Here is a 26,221-nt window from a genome sequence, read left to right as displayed (position 1 = left end):
TGTTCGGCGAAATGGCGGCGCCGATGCGCGAGAGAAATCCCGGGGCAGCAGATAGCCTCCGACTCAATCCTGTGGATTTCCACAATGAACTTGAAGCCTCGGCGCACCGCGCCAGATCGCAATAGAGCAAATCGCGCGTGCCGCACGCGACGACACCACACCGAGCGGCGCACAAGGCTAGACTGCGAACTGCCCACCTTCCAACGGCAATCTCCCTGCCAGCATAGCTCGCGGTCAGGACTGCAAACACCCCAATCCCGGCGACGGACGCAATGATGCAACTTCAGCATGACTCGTGGTGGCCACGATTCCTTACCCGCGTTGGGCGATCGTCCAAATCGTGAGACGAGTCTCATGCCTCATCGTTGAACCATTCGACCTCCTCCAGGAGAAATCGTCGCCATTCCGAATACATCCTGGTCTCCCCTGCCTCCGCATTGCTAATTGGCGGGCCCGATGGCATAAAGGTGACAAAGCCGGTCATCACACCCGGATGTCCACAATCGGCATAGACTGATTCGACCTCACGAATCGGGACTTCGTATTCGCGGCGTTGTTCATAGACCCACGCTAAGACTAGAAATAGCCATACCCTGCGGGTGCGAGCGCTGGTGGCGCCTCTTAGCGGTCCACTCGAAACGTGACCACATGCTCCAGGCCGTCACCGTCCATCTCCACTGCCCAAAGCACCCCCGATTCAACAGCTACCAAACGAGCATTGCCGGGAAGGGTGACACGACGGGTGACCTTGCCAAGTGGATCTCTTGCCACCCAGCGGTGCTCCCGTCCGACCCTGGTCTCTTCAAGCCAGGCGGAGCCGTCATTGGCCACGATCGCTGCGACGACGGGAGCGTAGTAGGAGGGCGCCTTCATCCGCCTGAGAAATTCACCCGGGTCGATTCGGAGAAGTGCTGCCCGCGCTCGCAAGGCACTATCCGCGATCGATGGCGGGATTGCCAGCGGCTCAAATGAGATGAATGCCTCCGCCGGCGCCCGTCGACCCGCACCGACGATTCGCATCGAGTACCGCTTGTCTCGCCCTGCCTGCATTCCGAAGTCAACCACCAGGCTCAGGCTGCCATCCGGGGAGTATGCGGTGAGCGGTTCGGAACAGAAGGGAATGGTCGCCTTCCGCGTCTCTGTTATCTGCGTATGGCACACCGGCGTGGCATGCCGTGCGAGAAGCTCAAGGAACGCCCCCGTTGCAGAGACTCGGAAGATGTACGCCCCCTCGACAGGCAACTGCGGGTGCCACGATGGGAGGGTGCCTTCCCCTTGGAGTCTCCCCGTGAAGATCACGGACCCATCGGGCCGAAGCGCCATTGGCATCGTCTGCGCCCACCCACGAGTCCCGTCCTGCGGCACGGCAAGAATCGGATAGGGGACGATTCGTGAGACTCCCAAATTCGCCCCGATGATCGTGAATCTCCTGAGTACCGGATCCTCCACCCAGAAACCATCTCCGAATCGGCCCACCCCGCGGATGGCTTGGAACTCCCCCGGTCCACCGCCCTTGCGTCCGATCGAAGCGACCCGACGCCCTGCCCGGTCGAAGACCAGAACCCGGAAGTCCTGAGGCTGGGTGATCATGATCACGCCATCGCGTCCCACCACGAGACTCCCGATTTCCGTGAGCCCCTCGGCCGCGGCATCGATTCGGAGGGTTCGTTTCGTCGTCATTTGTTGCCCGTCGAGTCTTCCAACGGAAGACACGAGCATGAGCAGCGGGATGGCGCTCCGAAGGAACACGGTGTAACTACTGTTGCGCGGCATGGAAAACCCTGCTGCTAGGACGTGGGTATTGGAGCAGCACGCCGGCAACCAATCATGTCCGGCGTCGGCGCTCCTCTGCAAGCGTTTGGGTGTCAGAATCCGGCACCGCGAGTCGCCCGGTGTGCTACTAGGAAATATGCTACGTTGCGGACGTAGACCTCGCGGTCCAGCCGAATTGCCGGCCCGGAACAATTCGCCGGACTGTCCGGCTTCAAACCACGTCGTTTGCACAGACTTCCCACCGGACCGTTGTCCGGCGGGAAGCCGTCATCTGCACCTACTGACCAGCGGAAACACGACCCTAGTTCTTGGTCCCCTCACAGGTCACATGATTGCCCGAGCACTGAGTCCCGTAGACCGTATACCCCGGGCAGTTGGCGTTGGTGCAGACATAGTCGCTGCAGTCGGGGTTCACGTCGAATGTAGCGCAGAACAATCCTTCGGGTTCCTCCTCCGCCATCAGCTGTCCGCCAGCGACGAGAGAGGCAACGAGTGCAAGGACTGACGTGAGATTGGTACGCGACATTATTGTAGACTCCGGAAAAGGGGGCGAATGGTGTCCACGGTGAGAAAGCGTGATGGCATGGCTCACCTCCATGCAACGAGACGTGCTACTGTCGCCGCAGTCCGAGGCTATCCAGCAATCGCTCGAACCGCTCGCTCGTCGGAGTCGTCGGCAAGAGCAAGCCATTCACAATGATGACAGGCGTCCCCCGGGCGTCCAGTCGGTCGACCAGCGCCAGGTCACGTTGAAGGGTCTTATCAAAACGGTCGCTCGCGAGGCATTCATTGAAGGCAACGGTATCGATGAGCCCGGCCCGGCGAGCAATGTCGGCGAATGAAATCAACCCGATCGAATCCTGATGGGCATACGCTGCCTCATAGAAGGATGGGAACCGCCCCTCTTTACCCGAGCACTCCGCTGCAATTGCGGCTCTGCGCGCGAAGCGATGGTACTCCAGTGGCCAGTGCTTGAACGTCAACGCGATCTGCGCTGGATACCGCCTCAAGAGTGGATCGAGGACCTTCTCTCCGAAGCTCTTGCAGGCCGGACACTCAAAATCACCAAACTCAACCACCTGGATGCGCGCGTTGGCTGGTCCAATCCTGAGGCCAGAGTCCACGAGTGTCTCCCACCCGTCCACCAATTTGAGTGGTTGCGCCCACGGATCTGCTTGGCTGCCGCGCGACGTACTGAACCTCCGTTCGACCAGTAGCGCAGTACTCGTCACGGCCGAGAGTACGGCGGCCCACATCAGTACGGTCGAAGCTCGTTCGGATGCTTTCACGAAGTGGCCTCAGGGAGGGAGTGCCGCGGGCACCGGCCGCTCATAAGGTCTAGAGACGGCGCAACCACAGTCTGCCCACCAAGAGGATATGGCTCGGCAGCTCGCACGTACACTGGGGCAAACCCTAGGGGAAGCGCCTCAAAGAATCGACATCGCGCCGCTGTTGGGCCGCTCCGCTGGTGATGCCCTTAAAAAGCTGGTGCGTCAAGCCAATGGAAGAGGAACAGGACTGTGAATTTCCACAGGAATCCTGTTCTGATCGCTTTCTTCGAGACAGGGACGGCGCGACGGCGAGTCACTATTCGCAATTCCCGTCGACACCTGGGTTAGTGCCAAGACTCCCTTCCCCATGCCGATTTCCCATCGAGTGCTCCCACCGGTAGGCGCGTTACCGCAGGCCCCTCACCCCGCCGCGCCAACTTGTCTGGCCGTAGCCCGACCCCGCGTAGCTCGCGTCAATCTCGCCCGCAGAATCGGCGATGGCAATCAGCTGCCCCGCCCCATCGGTCACCGCCTGCAGCCGCTACTGCGGCTGTGAGATACTCGGATTCCGGACGGCGAGAAATGGCCTTCTGGTGTCGGTGATTGCGGCAAAGAATCGCACCACCGACCATGGCTAGTACCGTTCACCTTCCACTGCTATCGGACCTCGCCGCGCAACTCAGGCGGCAGCGCAAGGAACGTCATCACGTCCTCCGCTGCCACGGAAGTGCCGGAGAATTCCTTCAGCATGCGCCTGAACGTGGCCCGATCGAACTCCACTTCAAGGAGCGCCAACACGTGAAGCCCCACAGCAGCCGCACGCATGTCGTACCGCACATCCCGCTGGAACCGCTTCAATGGCGACGGCGAAAGTCGCTTCGTCATCAACGGGAGCAACCGACTGTACAACCCGGGGTCGGTCCGCTTGACGAAGTCAGCTCTCATTCCTGAATGGATTCCCCAGAACAACCATTCGGGCCCAATATCGTAGGTTCGCCAAAGCCCCCCGACCCAGCAACTCGCCACAATCCGAGCTACCTCGGCTTGAAATAGTCCATGATCGCGCGGCATAGCGCCAAACAACCCGGATTCGGTCAGCGGCAAGAGCATGCCGGTCCACGGATTCTCCCGACGTCGTTCCGCTTCGGAGATGACCATGACCTCGGTCACCCCTGGTGAGCCATACTCTCGCTCCAAAGCACTGAAAACGGTGACGATCTGCTGAGCCACCGCGGACCGATCGTGAGACAACGCCGCAGCCATGGCGGAAAAGCCAACGTTGACACCATCAATCTCCAATGTCTGTGCAGGGACGGCGGTGACGGCGCCCCACACCCTGGCCGATGGTGCGGCGGGCGCAGGGAGCCCCAGAAACCGGACGCCCGTTACCAACTCATCGGTGATCCAACGAATCGTCGGGAGCGGTCGTTGGGGACTTGGGCCGCTCCCAACCAGGGTCGGAAGATCGTCCGGGACATAGATCGGCAAGCGCGCGGCCCCCAGCCGCATTTCAAGGCGGACAATCGAGCCATCCCACCGGGAACCATCTCGGAGCGAGAAGACGATGAGCGGCCCCTTCCATCGGCCGATACTCGCAGCAGAGGATTGAATCGCATCCAGCAGCAGCGGGCAATGCCCCGCTCCGAACACTAATTCTGGCGCATCGACCTCAGCATCACTTGCGATGGTGAAGGTGACGTCGAGGACAACGTCGCCGTCCTCGTCACCGGGCAAGGCCTCGACGTTGATCTCCTGGATCCACGGATCACTCTGCATCGAATACTTTTCCATATGGTCAAGGATCTGCAGGCGTACAGGGCCTATGGTCTAGGCCCTATTGTAGGCCCAGGAATTCTCGGTGCTAGCGGACTATTGACGCACGACTCGACAATGCAGGTTATTCCTCTGTAGGCTCGTTGCGTCGGAGGCACAAGGAACTCGATGGCTCCCACGATAATCGCCGCCGGCCCCACGAATCGAAGCGCTTTCCCACCTATTCCGGTGCCAGCAGCGGATGGGCCAATCATTTCCGCAATCTTCTCAATGCTCTTCGGCGCCGGACCACCGGTGTTCTGAATTCCCGAGACCCACTTTGCACCGCGCAGCACTGGAGAAAGCGCATCCTTACTCGTCCCGAGGACCTCAGGTGCGATTCCGGAGGGGACTTGTACACCTCGGTTCTCCAGCGCCTGGCCAGCGAACTCCACGAGCGCGCAAGCGAGGTATCCGAGCTTTCGAGCACGAGCCATGAGGCACGGGTCTAGCCCAAACGGATCCCGCCACGTCGCCGGGTTGTTGCCATTGTACTCGTACAGGTTGATCCCACCCGCCACGCCGATCGGATCTTCCTGCAGCCAGCGCCCCGTCCCCGGATCATACGCCCGGTTGCGGAATTGCTGCAGCTGTCCCCACTGTGCATCCGTCTCCCACCGCCGGGGCGAAAAGGTCTGTCCCCGTGTCATCACACCAGCCCCGCGCCAACTGGACTGTCCGTACCCCGACCCCGCGTAGCTTGCGTCAATCTCGCCCGCCGAATCGGCGATGGCAATCAGCTGCCCCGCCCCATCGGTCACCGCCTGCAGCCGCTTCTGCAGCTGCCAGGTGTTCGGGTTCCGGAAGATCAGCAACAGCGGTTCGTCGATGCCCGGCGCCTGCACGAAGAACCAGCCGTTGCTCGTCCGCACCACATTGGGTCCCACGAAGGTGGACTGGAATCCATTGCACGGCTGCGCGCTGCGCCCGGTCCCATCCCACCGGCAGGTGTTCCACGACGTATCCCTCGCCCCGAGATTCGAAATCTCTCCACGACCCACCAGGCGCCCGAGGTTGTCATACTGCCACTGCTGGCGGACGTCGGGCCCGGAGGGCGTAACCGAGTGCCGTTCCCACATGCCTCCGTCGGCAGCGTAGACGTAATCGCGGCTGGTGGCGTAGATTGCCCCGCGCAGGGAGTCCTTCTGGCTCACCAACCGGTTGCTCGCGCTGCCGATTGTGTATTGCTGGATCAGGGTGTTGTTCTTTGCCGCGGTCCGGTTGCCCGACTGGTCGTACCAGAGGGTGTCTGTCGTGACGTCCTGGCGCTGGATGACCATGGCGCCGAGCCGATTGAATCGGTTCGAGCTCCGATCCGGGAGCCACCCCTGACAGGTCATCCCTGCGGTGACACCAGGATCGTAGTTGGTGTCACAATAGGTGTACTGGCCAATGACCCGCCCGGTCACGTCGACACTGTCCTGCGCAAAGGTGGCCTTGAACCGATTGGTGACGACCCCCGACGCGTTGTCGGAGAGCACGCGCCGCACCGTCCCGGCCCGGTCGTAGTGCCACGTTGCCGTCATGCTGGCGTACGGGTAGATGATGCTCCGACGCCGACCGAGCGAGTCCCAGGTGAACTTCCAGATCTCGCTCCGCTGCGATCCATCGGTGACCCACCAGACGCGCATCGAATCGAGGTCGCCCGTGCGTCGCATCCAGTACATCAACGAGTCGCCGTTCTGCCACGCAATGCGCTGGAGCCTGCCGACCGAGTCATAGGTAAAGCGCATGGAGTCCGCCAACATCCCAGGCGGCGATCCAGGGATCATGCGCTCGGACTTGAGGGCCCCATTCTCAAAATACGTGCGTTGGACCGTTCCAATCCGACTGACGCTGGTCAGCATGTTGCTGATCGAGTCGTAGGTCGTCCGGATGGTGTCGGCAAGCGCCGTTCCGATCAGGGAGTTCAGCGTCTGGACCCGCTTCGGGACCAGCACGACGGAATCTCGGTCAAGGATGTCATAGGCCATCGTCACGAGACTATCGATCCGGTTCCGGTGCCCGACCACGAGACCTGCCGGGTCGTATCGAGCGGAATCCTTCGCACCCGCTTCGTCCAGATCGGCCACCATCAGTCGACGCAGGTCGTATCGGTAGTTCTTCTCGACACCCCGAGGGTCCCGCAGTTTGGTCAACAACCCATTGGTGTAGGTGGCGATCGTGGTGTCCACACTGTTCGGCGGATTCAAGGCATCGACGGTGAGGTCGGCGCAGATGAACTCCCCGGTATGGCACGTCCAGGCCGTCGCCCCGGCGGCATGGGGCCGAATCAGGTGCGTCTGCCGATCCATGGCATCCCAGAGAAAGCTCCTGACCTGCCCCAAGGCGGACGTATCGCTCGTAATCCGCCCGTCGCTGTCGCGCGCCTGACGGGAGATCGCCCCGCTGGGCGACTCGATCCGTCGGATGTTGCCGCTGGCGTCGTAGCCGAGGATTGTCGTCAGCGAGTCGACGATTTCGCCCGCGATCGACTCCTTCCAGATCCCGACCGCGCGCTCGGCGATCGTCCGGACCTGCCCCCGAACCGAGTCATCGGTGGCCGCGTAAGCAAAGGACGTGACGTGCCCACGCGGATCAGTGATCGTGCTGGTGAGCCCGAGGGAGGTATAGCTGTACATTGTCGAATCGCCGGCAGGCCCCTTCATCTTCGACGGGGAGTCGGGCGCGTTGCCATCAGCATACGCCCAGCTACTCCGGAGCGTCGGGAAGGCACGGCTCCCCCACGTGCTGTCGGTCAGCGTGAGGAGGTTCCCGCGCGCATTGTAGGTCATGATGGCGAGCCGACTGTTCGGATACTGGATGCTCGTGACGAGAGCTGGTACCACGCCGTCATCTCGGCCGTACCGCGTCGCCATGCCGAGGGCATCCCGGCTCTCGCTCGGGCTCCCCCACTTGGTCACATGAAAGACGGCGTCGTCCGCGATCCCGACCCGCGGCCCGAAGACCGTCGTCACCGCTTGCGCTGTGTCGCCGGCGCTAATCCCGCTGCCCCCGTTACCGGAGTAGCCCGCCGCCTGCCAGGGCGTGAACTTCGTCACCGCACTGTCCGCCCCACCCCCCTGCTTGGTGTAGTAGAGGCGCGCCTCCTCGACGAGACCATGCGACCCATACACGTACCGGGAGATCCCACCCCGATCGTCCTCAGTCGTTGAGGGGCGGTTGCTCCCGTCCCAGACAAACTGCTGGTAGGTCCCGTCGGGCCATCCCCAGTGGATCAGATTTCCCGACCCGTCGATGGTGGCATTGACCCCCTTGCCGGCGGACACGATGACACTGTCGAGGATGCTGCCGGACCACGCGAGGCGGATGGTGCGGCCGCCGCTCCCGGCCGGCGGGACTCTGACGCTGTCGAGCCGGGTCGCGCTCGCCCAATAGAAGGTCGTCACCTGATTGGCGCGGTTGATCGTGCGCACGTGCCGGCCGGTCGCGTCATAGACGACCTGGATCCCATGACGGAGCGTACGCGTGTATTCCCCGCTCGCGTAGACGATCGTGTCTCGATACTCCGCCGGCGGGGCCACCCACCGGGTCGAGGTGACTTGCCGGTAGAGGGCCGCCGACCCGTCGCCACCCACCCACATCAGGTGATTGGTGCCCGCCGGCTGACTGAAGACCAGGCGCTCGACGCCGAGCCACTCCCACCCGGTCCCCATCGGCCCATTGGCCCGGTTGACGACGAAGAGGTTGCCGGACACCGTGGTCGCCGCGGAGTCACTCCCTGCCACTGCCCAGACGGCGAGCTCGTAGGGGTAGATACCCGTCGGGCGACTTCCACTCGACCAACCGAGGCTGATTTGTTTGCTCGCCCCCGTCCATCCGGCATAGGTCACCGTGGTCCGAACGGTGTCCATCACCTTGAGGACGGCGCGGACGCGGTCCAAACTGGGACTCCCGCCGCCGACCACGACGTTGGCCGAGACGATTGGTCTGGGACTCGCCGTCGCGCTGTTGTACACCAAGGTCATGGAGCGACTGCGCTCCAGGGTCGTCAGACCTGGCGTGCCAAGGGAGAGCACCTGATGCCCACACGACCAGGCACCGATTCCTGACGTGGCCGTCAGGCAGCGCCCATAGTCGGCGAGAGAGTCTGCCTGGCGAGGTTGGGAGACCGTTGGGGCCGTGACTTGGAGGACGTGCACTGGAATCCAGCCGTAATCGGTTGCAACGCCAGACGCCGTGAGCGTCACCGTGCCAATACCGCTCCCCACCGAGGCGGTGATGGACACGGAGACCACGCCCGACTCATACTGGCTCAACGTGATCGACGGCTCGTCGATGCTGCACGCATCGAGCATCCCCGACGTGGTGCACTCGAGGCTGTAGGTCGTGGTCCCAGGGTAGGTACTGGAGACTGTGAAGTTGGCCAAGCGGCCACCGCCAGACGACAGGGTCAGGGTGTCGGTGCCTTTGGGGGTGACTTCAACCCAGGCGGGCGTGCGAAGCTGGGTGCGCTGCTGGGCCGCGGCGGTCGCTGGGAGCAGGGCGGTGATGAGGGCCAGCAGGTGGGGTCCGCGCAAGGTGATCAGGCACTTTGGAATCACGCGATGCTCCGAGTTGGCGGGATGTATGCAGTCTCGGACCGCTCCCCAGCCAACCGCACTACGGAATTCCCTAGGCGAGAATTACCCTGCCTCCGCATTCAGATAGTCCTCAAACCAGCGCATCAAGGCGAGCAGTGTCACACCGCCGAGCTTTTGCCGGAGGGTCCGGAGGTGGTACTCGATAGTTCGTTCATGCAGGTCCAGTGCTTCAGCAGCAGCCGCCATGGTCGCGCCATCTCGGAGGAGCAGCAGGATCTCTCGCTGTCGGTTGGTGGGACGGACCAACCGGTCGGCACCGGGGAGTCGCGTGGGAGATGCTGGGGCTCTTGAGGGCGCGATCCGATGCACACCTGGACTGCGGTAGGTCTTTCCGGACGCGACGGTTGCCATGGCAGTCTGAATCTCGGCAATTGAGGCTGACTTCACGAGGAAGCCACGCGCACCCGCGCTCAGGCTCGCCTCCATCAAAGCGAACTCGGAGTATCCCGTCAGGACGATGAAACGGACCTCCGGATAGTCCTCCACGAGGTCCGGCAACCACTCGAGCGCATTGTCCGACCCGACTGCCAGATCGAGAAAGACGATGTCCACAGGACCTCCCTTCGCGCCAGCTCGCCGCAGGGCGGCGCGCAGCACCGGCAGACTGGAGACGGTACTGATTTCGCGCGTCTGGTCCCGCAACGCGGTAGCGAGAGATTCCGCCACGCCCACGTGATCATCGACGATGATGACCTTTGGTTTCCCCGGGAGTGGCTTCTCCACATCGAGCATTATGGCTTCCCGGCCAAAGAAATGAGCACCCCCACCCTGGTGCCTGAATCTGGCGTTGAGTCAACCTGGAACCGCCCCCCAAGCAAACGAGCCCGCTCCGCCATCGACAAGAGACCAAGGCCGGCGCCCTTTCGTCCCTCCTCGGCCACGAAGCCGACCCCCTCATCGGTGATCACCAGCTCCACCAGGTCAGTCGTGCAAGTGAGGCAGATCTCGACTTCGCCGGCCTTCGAATGCTTGATCGCATTCCGGAGTGCTTCCTGCGCGATACGGAACAGTCCCAGCTGCGCCTGCTTCGGCACTAGATGGGACTCGCCGCGCACGTGCACGGTGATCGCGATGCCGGCACGTGACGCCATCTCGTCACCCAGCACCTGCAGCGCAACCTCAAGTCCGCGGAGATCAACCAGGGAAGGGTGAAGCTGCCGTGCGACATCGCGAAGTTCATCCGCGAGCTCGGCAAGCTCATCTCCGTAGTCGTTCGCATCTCCGTTCGAAAGTGCGCGTAATCCTCGGCTGACGGCATCCAGCCGACCAACCATGTCATCGTGCAGTTCGCGAGCGAGGGCTGCGCGCTCCCTGTCTTGTGCCTCAATCAGCCGTCCGGATAGGGACTGCCGAAGCCTCAACAGTCGTGACTGCTGCACCACGGCCGTTCCAATAATCGTCGCAAGCAGAATTGTGCCAACGAGGGTGAGTGTGACAACCAAGATCATTGGGTGTGCTCCCGTCCTCGTCGAGGCATTGGCAAGAGCCCACGGAGGATGAAACCCTGGCCCCCTACAGCGAGGCACAACCGCATTGCGTATAGAACGCGCACTGTCGCCCCGTCTGTGCTGCCCAGAGTCCGTGAAACCAGTGCAAGGAACGTTGTCGGCCCCCCGATGAGGAGCAGCCCGGCACCAATCAGGAAGGAGGCGTCACGCCATAGAGACACGCCTGCGTGCCCAGCGCGATAGACGATTGAGTGTGCACCGACCCCGACCAGCACCATCCCATGAATCGCACCAGCGTACGGAGAATACTCCGCCGGGGTCTCAGTGATTGCCAGGACCATAGCGATAACCCCGAGGTAGGCGAGCGCGGCCGCTCGCCATAGCGCCCTGGCGCGCCGTCCGGTGACGACCCCGGCCGCAATCCAGAGCGCGAGCACGCCACTCGGAGCAAACCACAAATGGGCGGCAAGTTGACTGTTGTGCTGCGTCGTTCGGAGAACATGTTCGACAATCCCCGCAATCGCGGCGACCCCGAACCAGAGTGCCGCAAAGCGTTCCGGCAAGCCGAGATGATGCCATCGCACAAGGCCCACGACGAGCCCGGCTACCTGCATCGCCAGATAGCAGAGCGCCAGCATCGTGAACCACATTGGTACAGTCATTCGTCGGGCGGGCAGTCCCCGTTCAGGGGGCTTGAGCAGTCACAGTAGGGTGGGCATGGGTAGGCCTGCTCCTCGACCCCGGTCCCCGCGGTCCCTGTCACGTCGCCAACGTCCCCGAGGATGTCCTTGCCATTCCCGTCTGTCGCCACCATCACGTACGTCCATTCACCACCAGACTGCATCGCGAGGTAGATGCGGATCCCTGCGACACCCGGCCTGCTCAGCAACCGGTCGAACGCGATACGATCAAAGCGCGCGGCCCGCATTGCGTCGGGGTGCGACTTCCGCCAGCGGGCAGTCAATGCGGCAGCGTCCAGAACGGAAATGGTGTGACGGTCATTCGTCATGGTCGTGGCGCTCCAGAGAGGCGATGAGAGGGTCAGGAATTAGAGAATAGACCCCCCCCCCCCGGAATCGGAAGCTGGCGGTGTGGTTTTCCATAGGAAACCTGTAGACCATTGCAGTCTGCTGACCGGAGCGATCACTCAAGCGGCCTGACCCTTCGCTACGCTCAGGGCAGGCATGCGCGGCTGTACTACACCGTACACCGGTCCCGCGCCTCCGTTAGCGCCACTTCCTTGTCGCCGCGCGGCGAGAACTCGTGCGCCAGCCACCCCTGGAAGCCCGTGTCCGCGATCGCCTTGGCAATGGCCGGATAGTAGAGCTCCTGCGTGTCGCCGATCTCGTTCCGCCCCGGGTTCCCCGCCGTGTGGTAGTGCGCGAAGTACTTCCCGTTGGTGCGGATCGAGCGGATGATGTCGCCCTCGCTGATCTGCATGTGGTAAATGTCGTACAGCAGTCGCACGCGTGGCGAGTTGACCTTCTCGGCGACGGCAATCCCGTACGCCGAGGTGTCGCCCTGGAAGCCGCGGTGATCGACCCGCGAATTGAGCATCTCGAGGATCACCGTCACCCCGACCTTCTCCGCCAGCGGCGCGATCTTCGCCAGCCCCTCCGCGCACGCCGCGATCCCGTCCTCGCGGCTGATGCTGCCGGCGTTGCCGAACATCGCGATCACGTTCGGGATCCCCTCCTTCGCCGCGGCCGGCAGCACCGTCTCGAGCTCACCCAGGATCAGCGCATGATTGGCCCGGTCATTCAACCCACGACTGATGAAGTCGCCGCGGGTGGTGGAGTTCGAGGTCGAGATCTTGAGCCCATGCTTCTTGACCGTCGCCCAATCCGCCGGGTTCACGAGATCGACCCCGCCGAAGCCGAGCTTCACCAGCATCTGGCAGAACTCATCGTAGGGCATCCCGCCATACGTCCACCGGGTGACCGACTGTTTCAGGCGGCCCACCCGCGGCGCCGACGGTGCGGCGTGGATGGCATTGGCGTGCGAGATGCCGGCGATCGTGGCCGCCGAAGCGGCAAGGAAGGTGCGGCGGGAAGTGGCCATCGGGCGGGGCTCCATGCATTCAGGGATATCGAGGGCGCGGCAGGCCGCGCCCGTACACACGGGGCATCGTATCGCATCGGCCGGCATCCCGGGATATAGGGGGATGCAGGCCGGAATCCCATCGCGGCGCCGGCGTGATCGTCGGGATGGCTCCCGGGCGCAGCATGCTGCGCCCGTACACACGGAGCATCGTATTACATCGGCCGGCATCCCGAGATATCGGGGGATGCAGGCCAGCATCATCGCTGTAGGGGCGCAGCATGCTGCGCCCTTCAGATGCCAGCCCCGCCGTTAAAATCGCAACGCGCGGAGATATCGATATGATGCCCGCGCCGTCGCCAATTCATCCGCGGGCTGATCATGCTCGACCAGGAAGTGCTTCACCCCGGCACGCTTCCGCTCGCGGAAGATCCGGCGGTAATCAATCGTGCCCGCGCCAACATCCGCAAAGCCGCCACCCATCGCCATATCCTTGATGTGCAGCGCCGGGACCCGCCCCGGGTTGCGGAGCAGCCACGCCACCGGATCCTGCCCCGCCTTGGTGACCCAATAACAATCGAGCTCGAGCTGCATCAGCTCGCGGTCGGTCTCGTCGAGGAAGCGCGCAAGGCCCGGCACGCCATCGACCAGCGCGAACTCGGCGGCATGATTGTGGAAGCCGAGGATGACGCCTTCATCCCGCGCCTTGGCACCCTGCCGATTGAAGACCTCGGCCAGCTCCGTGATCCCGGCCCGCGTCGTCCACTTGGGCGCAGGCAGTGACGGGCAGAAGAGATAGCGCGCGCCAAGAACGTGGCAGCGTTCGAGCGCCGCCGGGAAATTGGCGTCACTCAGGTCGGCCCACGGCAGGTGCAGCACCGGACAGTGGAGCCCCGACTGCTTGAGCATCTCCTCGATCTGCGGCGCCGTGCTGCCATACAGCTGGCTCAGCCCGATCTCGGTGTAGCCGATTTCGGCGACGGCATCGAGCGTCTTCGCCGGCTGCTCCGTCATCCCCTTGGCGACGGTGATCGTCGCGAGGCCGATGTCGCCGAGCTTGTTCGTCGCGGGCAGGAGGCGGAACGCCGGAATCGCCGCGGCGGCCGCGAGGAAGTCGCGCCGTTCCATCTACAACTCGTTCCGCTTCAGGCGGCTCACGGCGTACGCCGCCGCACGCGCCGTCAGCGCCATGTAGGTGAGCGACGGGTTCACGCAGCTGGAGGAGACCATCGCGGCGCCGTCGGTCACGAAGACATTCTTGGCGTCCCACACCTGGTTCCAGGCGTTGAGCACCGACGTCTTCGGCGACCGGCCCATCCGCGCGGCACCCATCTCGTGGTTGGTCTGCCCCATCGGCGGCGGCGTGCCGCGGTTGATGCTGACGTTCTTCACGCCGGCGGCCTCGAGCATCTCGCCTGCCTGCTCCGCCATGTCCTTGTGCAGCCGGAGCTCGTTCTCGCCCCACTTCGCCGAGATCTTCAGCGTCGGGATGCCCCAGGCGTCCTTGAGTGTCGGATCGATCTGCATCCGATTCTCGGGGTTCGGGAGGCACTCCGCGAAGCCGCTCATGGAGAAGCCCCAGCCACCGATGGCGTGCTTGAGGCCGCGCTTGAAGTCGGCGCCGAAGCCCGGCGTCCCGGCCGCCGATGACCAGAGCGGACCGCGCCCGCCCGCGCCGCCCTGATAGCCGTAGCCGCGGATGAAGTCGGTCTGGTGGCTGCGCGCGTCGAGATTCCGGAAGCGCGGGATGTAGACACCGGTCGGGCGCCGACCGAAGGAGGTCTTGTCGTCGAGCCCCTCGACGCGCCCCGACGCACCAGCGCCCTTGATGTGGTCCATCAGGTTGCGGCCGAGCTGGTCCGACGCGTTGCCGAGGCCGGTCGGCTGCCCTGCGGTGGCACTGTTGAGGAGGATCCGCGCCGACTCCAGCGTCGAGGCGCAGAGGAAGATCACCTTCGCCTTCAACTCGATCGCCTCGTGCGTGTTGGCGTCGATGATCCGGACACCGGTCGCCTTCCCGGTCCGGTCGTCGTACGCCAGCGAGTGCACAATAGAGAAGGGGCGAATGGTGCAGCGCCCCGTCTTCATCGCCGCGGGCAGCGTGGCGTGCACCGAGTTGAAGTACGAGAAGGTCGAGCAGCCGCGTTCGCAGCTGTTGCAGTAGTGGCAGGCCGCGCGTCCATGGATCGGTTGCGTGAGCACCGCGGTGCGGCCGATCGTCATGATGCGGCGGCCGCCATACGCCTTCGTCAGTCCTGCCTTGACCTGTTCCTCGGCGCACGTCAGCTGCATCGGCGGGAGGAAATGCGAATCGGGGAGGTAGTCCAACCCGAGTGCCTCACCCGACACGCCGACGAACCGCTCCACGTACTCGTACCACGGCGCGAGGTCGGCGTGACGGAGCGGCCAGTCGATGCCGATACCATCACGCAGGTTGGCGGTGAAGTCGAGGTCGCTCATCCGGAACGCCATCCGCCCCCAGAGCAGCGTGCGGCCGCCGAGCACGCGCGAGCGGAGCCACGAGAAGTCGGTCCCAGGCGCCGTGTTGTACGGCAGCTCGCGATCATCGACGAAGAACTGTTTCGTCGCCTCCGAGAAGCCCACCGACCTGCGCTGAATCGCAAACTTCTCCGCGGTCTCCTTTGGGTTGCCGAGACCGCGGTAGGGGAACTCGTACGCCGGCGTGTCCATCAGGTAGTCGCGCTCGGGCGTGATCATCCGACCGGCCTCCAGCACCAACGTGCGGAGGCCGCGCTCGGCGAGTTCCTTCGCCGCCCAGCCCCCGGACATCCCGGAGCCGACGACGATCGCGTCCCAGGTCAGAAGCGGAGCTCCTTCAGGTAGCGGAACGACGTCGCGATGCTCTGCATCGGGTCGGCCGGGTTGTCGTGCTCCACCAGGAAGTGCTTGATGCCGCCGAGCTTCTGCTGCGCGAAGATCGCCTTCCAGTCGATCGTCCCCTTGCCGACCTCGAGCATCTTCCGATCGGGCGGCGGGCCCGCATCCTTCACGTGCACCAGCGGGAAGCGCCCTGGATGCTTCGCGAAGTAGTCGAGCGGCGACGCCCCCGCCTTGGTGGCCCAGTAGAGGTCCATCTCGAAGTCGACGTACTTCGGATCGCACTCGGCCAGCAGGATGTCGTAGATCCGCTTCCCCTCGACTTCCTGGAATTCGAAGTCGTGGTTGTGATACGCGAAGCGCATCTTGTACTCCTTCGCGTCACGGCCAGCCTTGTTGAACGCCTCGGCGGTGCGCTTGATCGCGTCGACCGAGTTGCGGTCGTTGGTCCCGAGGTAGGCAACGATCAACCACTTGTGTCCGACCTCGACCGCGTCTGCGAGCGTGCGGTGAAAGCCGGTCTTGATGCTGTCGAGCGAGACGTGGCACGCCGGCGACTTCAATCCGTTGCGATCGAGCAGTTGGCGAATCGCGCGCGGCGGGCGGCCGAAGTAATCGTGGAACTCGACTTCCTTGTAGCCGATGTCAGCGACGGCCTTGAGCGTCCGCTCGACCGATGCCTTCATCTCGCCGCGGACGGTGTAGAGCTGCAGGCCGATCTTGTCGATCTTCTCCGCGGCCATGAGCTGCTCCCGCGACGGCAACAACGAGGCAACACCCGCGGCACCCAGGGCGCCGACAAACGTGCGACGATCCATCACAACTCCTTGCGCTGCAGCGCGCGAACGGCGTAGTCGGCCGCACGGGCCGTCAGCGCCATGTACGTGATCGAGGGATTCTGACACGCGGACGAGGCCATCGCCGCACCATCGGTGACGAATACGTTCTTCGCCTCCCACACCTGATTCCACTTGTTGAGCACCGACGTCTTCGATTCCTTCCCCATCCGCGCCGTCCCCATCTCGTGGATGGTGAGCCCCGGCGGCGTCATGTTGTCGTACGTCTTGACGTTCGTGCAGCCGGCCGCCTCGAGCATCTCCGCAGCCGCCACCTGCGCATCCTTCATGATCGCACGCTCGTTGTCGCGCCACTGCATGTCGATCCGCAGCACCGGAATGCCCCACTTGTCGACGACCTGCGGGTCAATGGTGACCCGGTTCTCCGGATTCGGCAGGCACTCGCCGAAGCCGCCGAGGCTCATCCGCCAGCCACCGTACTGCGGCACCTTGAGGGCGCGCTTGAAGTCGGCGCCGAAACCCTCGGTCGTCACGCCGCGGCCCCAACCCTCGGAGGCGCGGTAGCCGCCGCCCTGGTAGGCGTAGCCACGGAGGAAGTCGGGATGTTGGTCGGTGACGTTGCGAAAGCGCGGGAGGTAGATGCCGTTGGGGCGGTTCCCGAAGGTCTTCTTGTCTTCGAAGCCCGCAACGTTGCCGCTGGCGCCGGACTGCATCGTGTGATCCATCAGGTTGCGGCCCAGGACATCGCTGTTGCCGCCAAGACCGTTCGGATGGGCGCGGCTCTTCGAGTTGAGCAGGATGCGGGTCGACTCGAGCGCCGAGGCGCAGACGAAGATGATCCGCGCCTGGAAGTCGAGCGCCTGCATCGTCTGCCCATCGACGACCTGGACGCCGGTCACCTTCCCCTTGGCGTCATCCCAGGCCAGCGAGCGCACCACCGAGAACGGACGGATGCGGCAGCGGCCGGTGGCGAGAGCGTCGACCAGCGTCGTCTGCACCGAGTTGAAGTACGCCGCCGTGGTGCAGCCGCGGTGACAGTCGCCGCAGTAGTGGCAGGCCGCGCGTCCGTTGTGCGCCGCGCTCAGGTTGGCGACGCGTCCGACCGTGAGCACGCGCGCCTTGCCGTACTTCTTCGCGATGCCGTCGCGGACGAACATCTCCGAGCAGGACATCTCCATCGGCGGGAGGAACGGCCCGTCGGGCAGATGCGCCAGGCCGAGCTTCTCGCCTGAGATTCCGGCGTAGCCCTCGACGTAGTCGTACCACGAGGCAATGTCGCGATAGCGGATCGGCCAGTCGGCGCCGTGTCCGTCCTTGAGATTCGCCTCGAAGTCGAGGTCGCTCCAGCGATAGCACTGGCGGCCCCACATGATCGACTTGCCACCGAGTTGCCGGCCGCGGATCCAGTCGAACGGCTTCCCTTCCGGCGTGGTGTACGGGTTGTCGATGTCGTCGACGAAGAACTGTGCGGCGCCCTCGTCGCAGGCGTAACACTTCTTCTGCACCGCCTGACGCGCGTTGAGCCGCTTGATGTCGCCGAGGTAGCGAAAGTCCATCTCGAACGCGGGGGCGTTCATCAGGTAGTCGCGCGCGGGGTCGAGGGTGCGGCCGGCCTCGAGCACCAGGACCGAGAGACCCTTCTCGCTCAGCTCCTTTGCGGCCCAGCCACCGGAGATGCCGCTGCCGATGACGATCGCGTCGTAGGTCTCGCGCCGCATCACTTCGCCTCGAGCGGCGCGCAGCCGTCAAAGCGGCCGGGATAGAAATTCACCTCGAGCTCGTCCTGGATCCCGATGCGCGAGGTGTAGTAGCCGTAGATGGTGAGATACTTGAGGTCACGCCAGAAGGAGGCGGCCGGTGTGGTCGAGGCCAGCGTCTCCTTCTCCACTCCGGCAAGCACCGAGTCCTGCTGCTGGGGTGTGAGGTCGACAAAGAGCTTCTGCGCCAGTGTGCTGCTCCGGCTGTCGAGATCGACCAACCCCGTGATGAAGCGCTTCTGCCGCGTGGTGTCGTAATGGTCAGCAATGATCTTCTCGGCGAACCGATGACAGTCGGCCTCGCGGGCGCCGGGCGTCTCGGTCGTTGGAATGATCCGATCGGCCGCCGAGGCCACCGTCTGCAGTTGGTGCGCGTCGAAGAAGCCGAGCCCGGCGGTATTGGCGCGGAGCCCGGCGTGCGTCGACTCACCGAGGGCGAAGAGGTCCTCGGTGGGGATCGCGGCGAGCGCAGAAACCCCGCCCAGCAGGCGGAGAAGGTCGCGACGGAGCATGGGATGGGATCCGGTGCTAGGGGATGACGGAATTTGGGCGCATTCGGGGGGTTTCGCTAGGACGAGAAGCGAGAAGCGAGAAGCGTGGGGCCCCCCGGAAGTGTCATCCTGAGCGTAGCGACGGCGCAGCCGGAGCAGAGTCGAAGGACCTCTTTCCGGGCTGAGAGGTCCTTCGACTTCGCCCGCTTTGCGGGCTTCGCTCAGGATGACACCCGCATCCCCTCGCTTCTCGCTTCTCGCCTACGGTGCCCGCTTCTCCCACCCCTGCACCAACGACCCCACCCCCGCCCCGATCAGCGCCCCGCCCGCGCCGCCAATGGCGATGCCATAGCCCCAGGCACGAACATGATCGCGGTGGCAACCGTCGGTCGAGTCACAGAGGCCTGAGACGATCAGGTGAAAGAACGCCGTGGTCACCACCGCGCCGATGACCCCGCCGATTAGCGCCCCCTTGGCGCCGTGGCCGTGGCGGACCCAGACGGTGTTGATGGTGTTGATCGGGATCGAGCTGCGGCCGTCCGCACCATTGATGACGAGGCGATCGGCGGTGAGCGAGTCGAGCTTGCCGGTCATCAAGGCGTTGCCGGCCTCGATTCGCAGGCGGCTGCCGGGCTTGATGGTGGGGAGGACGGTCGCCGGAGTCCGCTCGGGCACCTGCGCCGCGAGCGGGGTGGCGGCCAGAAGCACCGCGAGGACGAGCAGTTGGTGACGCATCGGTACGCTCAAACGAAAGGGTCGTGCGGCCTCAACGCCGCCAGGTCGACCCTGGTTCCCTCAATGCGGCGTCCGCATCCGGGGGTCCGGCAACTGCTCGATCCGATCGGTCAGCACCCGCGAGATGAAATCCTGCGATTCGCTGATCCGCTCCATCTGCTGCGCCATCTGGTCGACCTGATGCTCAAGACGTTCGACCCGCGATGCCTCTGCACCGCTGATCCTCGGCATCGAGCCGGTCGGCTCTCCCTCGAGCATCGCCGCGATCGGCAACCCCTGTCCGGCGGCCAGCCCCCAGAGCCGTGCCTCGATCCGCTTCCGGGACTGGACCGCCCGGTACCACATGAAGAGCCCCCCGACGTTGGTCGCCATCAGGAGGAGGATCATCGCTTCGGCTTCGTTCATGGCTCTTCCTCGGGTGGGGTTGCCGCGCTCTACGGCACCGCGAAGATGATAGTGTCACAGTGGAACTGAACTACACCGCGGTCAGGAACTCCGTCAGCACCTGCGCCACCGCCTTCGGGTGGTCGAGCATCATCCAATGCGACACCGCCGCGATCGCCTTCCTCGGTGCCTGGGGGCGCAACTCATGGAGCGCGAACGACGCCGCGTTGGCGGGGGCGGTGACTAGTAGTAGTGATCCAGAATACCCGTCAAGTGCTGCCAGTGGTTTGAAGCGTAGTAGTGAATGGTACATCGTCCGGATCATCGGTCGTGGCGCGGCCAGGATCGCAGCACGCACCCGCCGCTCCGTTTCCGCTGACGCCCCCTCGAGCGCCACATCGAAGGCCCCCTCCACGGTGTCGGTGTAGTGGGCCTCGTGGTCGAGTCCGGCCAGGAAGCCGGCCAGCGCCTCGGGCGGCACATACGAGAAGTCGCCGGCCGGATCGAGCAAGACCATCCCGGCGACCCGCCCTGGCATCTGCGCCGCCGCGGCCATCGCCACGCTCGCCCCATAGGAGTGGCCGACCAGTACCACCCGCTCCAACCCCAGCCCCTCGATCACCGCGCCGAGGTCTTCGGCACACCCCTCGATCGAGTAGTCACCGTTCGCTGGCTGCGTCGACCGACCATGGCCCCGCAGCTCCGGTACGATCAGCCGGTGGGTGGGCCCGAGCGCCCGGATCGTCGACGACCAAAACCCGGCCTCCCCCGCCATGCCATGGACGAGGAGAACCGGGAGTGGACCTTGGCCGTGTTCTTCGACGGCGAGGGTGCCGGCGGGGCCGGAGAGGCGGCGCATGCCCTGAATGTAAGTCTTGGGAGTCCGGGATTGGTGGGTCGTAAGTCGTAGGTCTTAGGTCCTGTAAGGCTGTCATTGGGATGCTTCGCTCAGGATGACAACCTTCACTCGACGCGACTTACGACCTACGACTTACGACCTACGACTTAATTACCCCCCAAACCTGCTCCGCACCACCCGCACCCCATCATCCCCCACCACCACCGTCCACATCTGCGTGTACTCGCTGTCGGGGAGGTCGCCCACCTTGGGGCCGCCGAGCGCTTCGACCACGGCGCCGACCGTATTGCTGTGCCCGACCACCAGGACGGTCCCGCCGAGCTCGCGCGCCTTGGCGGCCACCGCAAGGGCGTGGCCCTTGATACCGAGCTGCGGGGCGATCGGCATGACGAAGGGGGTCAAGCCGAATCGCTTCGCCACCGGCACCGCCGTCTCGGCGTTCCGCCGGTAGGGGGTGACGATGATCGCCGTCACCTTGGCATCGGCCAGGGCGCTGTCGAGCGCCGCGGCGCGCGCCACACCGGCGGGACTGAGGGCAGGATCGTTGGCCGGCTCCGCCGACTTCTCCGCATGACGCACGACGACGATGGTCGTCGGACGGAGGGTGTCGGCGGGCGGGGCGAGGAACAGGGAGAGGAGGAGGGAGAGCATGCTGGAAGGTACAGTCGTGAGCCGTTGGTCGTTAGTCGTTAGGGCTGTCATCCTGAGCGAAGCGGCAGCACCGCTGCCGCGTAGTCGAAGGACCTGCCCTGAGCAAAGCGAAGGGACCTCTTTCCGGTGCGCTCGGATAGAGGTCCTTCGACTACGCGGCAGCGGTGCTGCCGCTCCGCTCAGGATGACAGTCCCGCGAGACCTACGACCTACGACTTACGACCTATGACTCCGCTACCGACTATTTCCAGCTCCCCCCCAACGCCTTGTACAACGTCACCGCACTCACCAGGTACTCCCGCTCCGCGGCGCTCAATGCCAGTTCCGCATTGAACAGCCCGCGCTGCGCGTCCAGCACCTCGAGGTACGAGGCGATCCCGGCGTCGTACCGCTTCTCGGCCAGTTCCTGCGCCCGGCGCAGCGCCCGCGCCTGCACTTCCTGCGCGAGGACCTGATCCCGTGACGTCCGCACGCCGACCAGGGCATCGCTCACTTCGCGTTGCGCGGTCAGCACCGTCTTCTGGAAGCGGATCGTCGCCTGCTCACTTCGCGCCAATGCCGCCGCGCGCTCGTTGGTGACCCGCCCACCGGTGAAGAGCGGGATCGAAATGCCGCCCTGAATGGTGTACACCTCGGTCGAGCTCTTGAACATCTCGCTCGGCTCGGCGCCCTGGGTCCCGTACTGCCCGGTGAGAAGGAATCGGGGCAGCCGTGCCGCCCGCGCCGCGCCGGCCTTCGCCTCGGCAGCGTTGACCTCGAGCTGCGCCCGGAGAATGTCGGGCCGCTGTGCAATCAATTCCGACGAGATCGCGTCAGGCACCGTCACCGCACGCGCCACCTCGCTGAGCGGCCGGCCCCGCGCAATCGGCCCAGGCACCTGGCCGATCAACAGCGAGAGCAGATGCTCTTTCCGCGCCCGGTCGCGGGTGAACTGCGCCACGCGCGCCGCCGGGGCGGCAACTTCCGCCTCGAACTGTCGCACGTCCAACTCCGAGATGACGCCCTCGGCCAACCGCCGCTCGGCCAGCGCCATCGTCGCGCGGCGCGACGTCAGCGTCCGCTCGGCGATGGCAAGCTCCTGATCGATCTCGCGCAGCTCGAGATACGCCGTGGCCACATCACTCACCAAGGTGAGCAACGTCGCCCGCTCCTCTTCCACCTTGGCGGCGGCGTCGAACGAGGCGCCGCGCGCGTTGTTGCGGAGCCGGCCCCAGAAGTCGAGCTCCCAGGTGAGATCGGCGGTGGCCCGGAAGGCATCGAACGATTGCGTACCAAACGTCCCGAACACCGTCTGCTGCTTGGCCGCACTGCCATTCGCGGTGAGCTGCGGATAGCGCGCCGCACCGGTCACGCCGGCCTCGGCGCGGAATTCCCGAATGCGTGCCTGCGCCAGCTGGATGTCGGGGCTGTTGCGCACCGCTTCGCGGACCAGCGCCACCAGCGCCGAATCCTGCAGGAGGTCGAGCCACGCGAGGGCGTTGCCGCTCTGTGTCGGTAGCAGCATCGGCGTGTCCGTCGCCGAGCCGCGCTTGGCGGCCAGGGAATCGAAGAAGGCGCGCGACGACGCCGAGGCACCGCCAGCCTGCAGCATCGTCGCCGGCTGCTGGGCCGAGGCGGCCCCGGCGGTGACGGCGAGAAGCGCCGCCACCCGAAGCATGGTCGTGGTCACGCAACCTCCTGCGCGGACTTGGTGCCGCGTTCGCTCACCCGGCGAATCAGGCCGAAGAAGAGCGGAATGAAGAAGACACCGACCGTCGTCGCCGTGAGCATCCCGAAAAAGACGCCGGTGCCGAGCGACCGACGCGATGCCGCACCGGCACCCTGGGCAATCGCCAGCGGCAGTACGCCGAGGATGAAGGCGAACGAGGTCATCAAGATCGGGCGGAACCGCTCGCGCGCCGCCTCGGTCGCTGCGTCACGAATCGACATCCCGCGGTTGCGGAGCGCCGTCGCGAACTCGACGATCAGGATGGCGTTCTTGGCGGCCAACCCAACCACCGTCACAAGCCCGACCTGGAAGTAGACGTCACTGGGCATGCCGCGCAGCCAGACGCCGAGGAAGGCGCCGAAGATGCCGAAGGGAATGCCGAGGATGACGGCGAACGGAATCGCCCAGCTTTCGTACTGTGCCGCCAGCACCAGGAAGACCAGCACCAGGCCCAGAATGAAGACCATGCCGCTGTCGCCCTTGGAGGTCCGCTCCTGGAACGACTGGCCACCGTAGGCGCCACTGATCCCCTGAGCCGCGTACTTGTCGGCGATCAGCTTGTCGACGCCGTCGAGCATCTCGCCCGAACTGCGCCCGGGTGCCGGCACCGCGGTGATCAGGGCGGCCGTGAGGCCGTTGAAGCGGCGCAGGATGCTCGGGCCGCCCTCGAACGAGGTGCGGATCAGCGACGAGAGCGGCACCATGTCGCCATCGTCGGCGCGCACCTGCAGCCGGCCGATGTCCTCCGGCCGCTGGCGGAACGGCGCCTGCGCCTCGGCCTGCACGCGGTAGGTGCGGCCGTAGAGGTTGAAGTCATTGATATAGAGCGTCGACAAGGACGCCTGCATCGTCTGGAAGACGTCGGTCAGGAGGATGCCACGGGCCTTCGCGGCCTCGCGATCGACCGTCACCCGCAACTGCGGCACGTCGGCCCGGAACGAGCTCTGCACGCCGCCGAGGACCGGCAGCTTGTTGGCGTCGCCGATGAACTCCTGGACCGACGCGGCGAACTGCGGGAACGACTGCCCCGCCCGCGCCTGCAGGTTCAGCTCGAGCCCTGAGGTGGTGCCGAGGCCGGGAATTTCCGGGAAGTTGAAGGCGAAGGCCAGCGCCTCGCGGATGGCCCAGAGCTGGCCGTTGGCGCGACCGACGATCGCGTCGATGCCCAGGTCGGGCGTTGTCCGCTCGTCCCACGGCTTCAGGTTCACGAAGATGATCGCCGAGTTGGTCTGCGCCGCGAACGAGAGCGCGTCGAGGCCGACCAGCGCCGAGGCGTGCCGGATGCCCGGGTCCTTGAGCAGGAACTCCTCGATCTTGGCGACCACTTCCTCGGTGCGCTGCTTCGACGCACCGTCGGGCAGCTGCACGCCGATCGCGAAGAAACCCTTGTCCTCGGGCGGGATGAACGCCTTCGGGACGTGGCGGTAGAGGACGCCGATCAGCACCACCAGCACGGCGAACACCGCCAGCGTGGTGCGCGGCCGGGTGATGATCCCGCTCACCGCGTTGGTGTAGCGCGACGTCGCCTTGGCGAAGCTGCGGTTGAACCAGGCGAAGAAGCGCGGGCCGTCCTCGTCGTGGCTGCCGACCGCTTCCTTGAGCAGCATGGCGCAGAGCGCCGGCGTCAGCGTCAGCGCGACGATGCCCGAGAGCACCACCGAGAGGACGATCGTCACCGCGAACTGCTTGTACATCTCGCCGGTGATGCCGCCCAGGAAGGCCACGGGGATGAAGACGGCGCAGAGCACCAGGACGATCGCCACCAGCGCGCCGCCGACCTGGCCCATCGCCTTGTCGGCCGCCACCCTGGCCGAGACCTTCTCCTCGGCCATGATCCGTTCGACGTTCTCGATCACGACGATCGCGTCGTCGACGACGATGCCGATCGCCAGCACCAGGCCGAAGAGCGTCAGCACGTTGACCGAGAAGCCGAGCATCAGCAGGCCGACGAAGGTGCCGATGACCGAGACCGGCACCGCCAGCACCGGGATCAGCGTCGCGCGCCAGCTCTGCAGGAAGAGGAACACCACCAGCGTCACCAGCAGCATCGCCTCGGCGAGGGTCTTCACGACCTCGACGATCGACTCCTGGATGAACGGCGTGGTGTCGTACGGCATCGTCCACTTCACGCCCGGCGGGAACGACTTCTGCAGCTCGTTCATCCGCGTCTCGAAGAGCTCGCGGACATCGAGCGCGTTGGCGCCGTTGCGGAGGTTGACCAGGATGAACGTCGTCGGCTTGCCGTCCAGCCGCGCGACCTGGTCATAGTTGCGCGAGGAGAGCGCCACCGTGGCGACGTCCTTGACGCGGACCAGCGAGCCGTTGTGGTCGGCGCGGAGGATCACGTCGCCGAATTCCTCCGGCGTCGTGAGGCGGCCCTGCGCCGTCACGGGGATGGTGAACTGCGTCCCGGTCGGCGCCGGCTCACGGCCCAGTCGGCCGGCCGGATTCGTGGTGCTCTGCTCGCGCACCGCGCGCGAGACATCGCCGATGGTGAGTCCGAGCTGCGCCAGACGATCCGGATCGACCGAGATCGTCATCGAGAACTCGAGCTGTCCGAAGACGCGGGCACTGCCGACGCCCGGGATCCGCTTGATCTCGTCCTCGATGTTCAGCTTGGCATAGTTCGTCAGGTACGCCGCGTCGAACTTGCCGTCGTCGGAGTAGAGTGCCGTCGCGAAGAGGAGGTCGCTCTGCGACTTCGACACCACGACACCATTCCGGCGCACCTCTTCCGGCAACTGCGGCTCGGCCAGCTTGACGGCGTTCTGCACGTCGACGGCCGCGAGGTCCTGCTGCCGCGAGATGTCGAAGTAGACCGTCAGGTTCATCACGCCGTCGGACGAATTGGCCGACTGGTAGTAGAGCAGCCCGGGGAGGCCCGACAACTGCTGCTCGATCGGCGCGGCCACGGCGAGCGCCACGTCCTCGGCGGTCGCGCCGGGGTAGACGGCCGTCACGCTCACGGCCGGCGGCGTGATCTGCGGGTAACGGTTGATCGGCAGCCGCTGCAAGGCGAAGAGCCCCAGCAGCGTGATCACGATCGAGATGACGGCCGCCATCACCGGCCGCCG

19 protein-coding genes and 1 pseudogene are annotated in these 26,221 nt (G+C 65.0%); all 20 read right to left on the bottom strand.

Annotated features, from left to right (window positions below; all coding sequences use genetic code 11):
• Positions 1 to 352: 352 nt before the first annotated feature.
• The 20 genes and pseudogenes from IPG05_13400 to IPG05_13305 all read right to left on the bottom strand — a co-directional run bounded on the left by IPG05_13400 (position 353) and on the right by IPG05_13305 (position 26,209).
• A pseudogene (locus IPG05_13400) lies at positions 353 to 601 on the bottom strand (DUF2247 family protein).
• A gap of 20 nt (positions 602 to 621) precedes the next feature.
• Positions 622 to 1,773, bottom strand: a complete 1,152-nt coding sequence (locus tag IPG05_13395; protein ID MBK6496073.1) for a hypothetical protein — start codon at positions 1,771 to 1,773, stop codon at positions 622 to 624.
• A 611-nt stretch (positions 1,774 to 2,384) separates the two neighbouring features.
• Positions 2,385 to 2,897 (bottom strand): thioredoxin domain-containing protein, encoded by a 513-nt coding sequence (locus IPG05_13390; GenBank protein MBK6496072.1) that lies wholly within the window; start codon positions 2,895 to 2,897, stop codon positions 2,385 to 2,387.
• Between the two features lie 804 nt (positions 2,898 to 3,701).
• Positions 3,702 to 4,835, bottom strand: a complete 1,134-nt coding sequence (locus tag IPG05_13385; GenBank protein MBK6496071.1) for a hypothetical protein — start codon at positions 4,833 to 4,835, stop codon at positions 3,702 to 3,704.
• Positions 4,836 to 4,864: 29 nt separating this feature from the next.
• A complete protein-coding gene (locus IPG05_13380; protein ID MBK6496070.1) occupies positions 4,865 to 9,400 on the bottom strand; it encodes an RHS repeat-associated core domain-containing protein in 4,536 nt (1,511 codons plus the stop codon).
• Between the two features lie 81 nt (positions 9,401 to 9,481).
• Positions 9,482 to 10,171 carry a response regulator transcription factor gene (locus IPG05_13375; protein ID MBK6496069.1) on the bottom strand — a complete coding sequence of 230 codons (690 nt, stop codon included), beginning with the start codon at positions 10,169 to 10,171 and terminating at the stop codon, positions 9,482 to 9,484.
• The gene (locus IPG05_13370) at positions 10,171 to 10,887 is read right to left on the bottom strand and encodes a hypothetical protein (protein MBK6496068.1); all 717 of its coding nucleotides are present in this window, start codon (positions 10,885 to 10,887) and stop codon (positions 10,171 to 10,173) included. The genes IPG05_13375 and IPG05_13370 overlap by 1 nt, the downstream gene beginning before the upstream one ends.
• A 658-nt stretch (positions 10,888 to 11,545) precedes the next feature.
• Positions 11,546 to 11,896, bottom strand: coding sequence for a hypothetical protein (locus tag IPG05_13365; GenBank protein ID MBK6496067.1), 351 nt, complete (start codon positions 11,894 to 11,896; stop codon positions 11,546 to 11,548).
• A 188-nt stretch (positions 11,897 to 12,084) separates the two neighbouring features.
• Entirely contained in the window at positions 12,085 to 12,963 is an 879-nt protein-coding gene (locus IPG05_13360; GenBank protein MBK6496066.1) for a TIM barrel protein, read from the bottom strand.
• 276 nt (positions 12,964 to 13,239) lie between these two features.
• Positions 13,240 to 14,055, bottom strand: coding sequence for a sugar phosphate isomerase/epimerase (locus IPG05_13355; GenBank protein ID MBK6496065.1), 816 nt, complete (start codon positions 14,053 to 14,055; stop codon positions 13,240 to 13,242).
• On the bottom strand, positions 14,056 to 15,717 hold the full coding sequence (locus IPG05_13350) for a GMC family oxidoreductase (protein ID MBK6496064.1): 1,662 nt from the start codon (positions 15,715 to 15,717) through the stop codon (positions 14,056 to 14,058).
• A 29-nt stretch (positions 15,718 to 15,746) separates the two neighbouring features.
• Positions 15,747 to 16,583: a sugar phosphate isomerase/epimerase gene (locus IPG05_13345; protein ID MBK6496063.1), complete on the bottom strand. Its 837-nt coding sequence runs from the start codon at positions 16,581 to 16,583 to the stop codon at positions 15,747 to 15,749.
• The gene (locus tag IPG05_13340; GenBank protein MBK6496062.1) at positions 16,583 to 18,280 is read right to left on the bottom strand and encodes a GMC family oxidoreductase; all 1,698 of its coding nucleotides are present in this window, start codon (positions 18,278 to 18,280) and stop codon (positions 16,583 to 16,585) included. Before IPG05_13340 ends, IPG05_13345 begins: the two co-directional genes overlap by 1 nt.
• Positions 18,280 to 18,831: a gluconate 2-dehydrogenase subunit 3 family protein gene (locus tag IPG05_13335; GenBank protein ID MBK6496061.1), complete on the bottom strand. Its 552-nt coding sequence runs from the start codon at positions 18,829 to 18,831 to the stop codon at positions 18,280 to 18,282. The genes IPG05_13340 and IPG05_13335 overlap by 1 nt, the downstream gene beginning before the upstream one ends.
• A 240-nt stretch (positions 18,832 to 19,071) precedes the next feature.
• Positions 19,072 to 19,545, bottom strand: a complete 474-nt coding sequence (locus IPG05_13330; protein ID MBK6496060.1) for a hypothetical protein — start codon at positions 19,543 to 19,545, stop codon at positions 19,072 to 19,074.
• A 60-nt stretch (positions 19,546 to 19,605) separates the two neighbouring features.
• On the bottom strand, positions 19,606 to 19,950 hold the full coding sequence (locus IPG05_13325; protein ID MBK6496059.1) for a hypothetical protein: 345 nt from the start codon (positions 19,948 to 19,950) through the stop codon (positions 19,606 to 19,608).
• A gap of 70 nt (positions 19,951 to 20,020) precedes the next feature.
• The gene (locus tag IPG05_13320) at positions 20,021 to 20,788 is read right to left on the bottom strand and encodes an alpha/beta hydrolase (GenBank protein MBK6496058.1); all 768 of its coding nucleotides are present in this window, start codon (positions 20,786 to 20,788) and stop codon (positions 20,021 to 20,023) included.
• A gap of 150 nt (positions 20,789 to 20,938) precedes the next feature.
• Positions 20,939 to 21,439, bottom strand: a complete 501-nt coding sequence (locus tag IPG05_13315) for a histidine phosphatase family protein (GenBank protein ID MBK6496057.1) — start codon at positions 21,437 to 21,439, stop codon at positions 20,939 to 20,941.
• A gap of 241 nt (positions 21,440 to 21,680) precedes the next feature.
• Positions 21,681 to 23,108 (bottom strand): efflux transporter outer membrane subunit, encoded by a 1,428-nt coding sequence (locus IPG05_13310; GenBank protein MBK6496056.1) that lies wholly within the window; start codon positions 23,106 to 23,108, stop codon positions 21,681 to 21,683.
• On the bottom strand, positions 23,105 to 26,209 hold the full coding sequence (locus tag IPG05_13305; GenBank protein ID MBK6496055.1) for a multidrug efflux RND transporter permease subunit: 3,105 nt from the start codon (positions 26,207 to 26,209) through the stop codon (positions 23,105 to 23,107). The genes IPG05_13310 and IPG05_13305 overlap by 4 nt, the downstream gene beginning before the upstream one ends.
• Between the last annotated feature and the right edge of the window lie 12 nt (positions 26,210 to 26,221).

Source organism: Gemmatimonadota bacterium (assembly GCA_016704275.1).
GTDB lineage: Bacteria > Gemmatimonadota > Gemmatimonadetes > Gemmatimonadales > GWC2-71-9 > Palsa-1233.
This window is presented reverse-complemented; position numbering and strand designations above follow the sequence as displayed.

What these genes read in the sequence shown, in the direction of transcription:
- IPG05_13335 (MBK6496061.1), bottom strand. Translation starts at nt 18,831, where the DNA reads ATGCTCCGTCGCGACCTTCTCCGCCTGCTGGGCGGGGTTTCTGCGCTC.
- IPG05_13305 (MBK6496055.1), bottom strand. Translation starts at nt 26,209, where the DNA reads ATGGCGGCCGTCATCTCGATCGTGATCACGCTGCTGGGGCTCTTCGCC.
- IPG05_13365 (MBK6496067.1), bottom strand. Translation starts at nt 11,896, where the DNA reads ATGACGAATGACCGTCACACCATTTCCGTTCTGGACGCTGCCGCATTG.
- IPG05_13355 (MBK6496065.1), bottom strand. Translation starts at nt 14,055, where the DNA reads ATGGAACGGCGCGACTTCCTCGCGGCCGCCGCGGCGATTCCGGCGTTC.
- IPG05_13350 (MBK6496064.1), bottom strand. Translation starts at nt 15,717, where the DNA reads ATGTCCGGGGGCTGGGCGGCGAAGGAACTCGCCGAGCGCGGCCTCCGC.
- IPG05_13370 (MBK6496068.1), bottom strand. Translation starts at nt 10,887, where the DNA reads ATGATCTTGGTTGTCACACTCACCCTCGTTGGCACAATTCTGCTTGCG.
- IPG05_13320 (MBK6496058.1), bottom strand. Translation starts at nt 20,788, where the DNA reads ATGCGCCGCCTCTCCGGCCCCGCCGGCACCCTCGCCGTCGAAGAACAC.
- IPG05_13345 (MBK6496063.1), bottom strand. Translation starts at nt 16,583, where the DNA reads ATGGATCGTCGCACGTTTGTCGGCGCCCTGGGTGCCGCGGGTGTTGCC.
- IPG05_13395 (MBK6496073.1), bottom strand. Translation starts at nt 1,773, where the DNA reads ATGCCGCGCAACAGTAGTTACACCGTGTTCCTTCGGAGCGCCATCCCG.
- IPG05_13315 (MBK6496057.1), bottom strand. Translation starts at nt 21,439, where the DNA reads ATGCTCTCCCTCCTCCTCTCCCTGTTCCTCGCCCCGCCCGCCGACACC.
- IPG05_13340 (MBK6496062.1), bottom strand. Translation starts at nt 18,280, where the DNA reads ATGCGGCGCGAGACCTACGACGCGATCGTCATCGGCAGCGGCATCTCC.
- IPG05_13325 (MBK6496059.1), bottom strand. Translation starts at nt 19,950, where the DNA reads ATGAACGAAGCCGAAGCGATGATCCTCCTCCTGATGGCGACCAACGTC.
- IPG05_13330 (MBK6496060.1), bottom strand. Translation starts at nt 19,545, where the DNA reads ATGCGTCACCAACTGCTCGTCCTCGCGGTGCTTCTGGCCGCCACCCCG.
- IPG05_13375 (MBK6496069.1), bottom strand. Translation starts at nt 10,171, where the DNA reads ATGCTCGATGTGGAGAAGCCACTCCCGGGGAAACCAAAGGTCATCATC.
- IPG05_13360 (MBK6496066.1), bottom strand. Translation starts at nt 12,963, where the DNA reads ATGGAGCCCCGCCCGATGGCCACTTCCCGCCGCACCTTCCTTGCCGCT.
- IPG05_13385 (MBK6496071.1), bottom strand. Translation starts at nt 4,835, where the DNA reads ATGGAAAAGTATTCGATGCAGAGTGATCCGTGGATCCAGGAGATCAAC.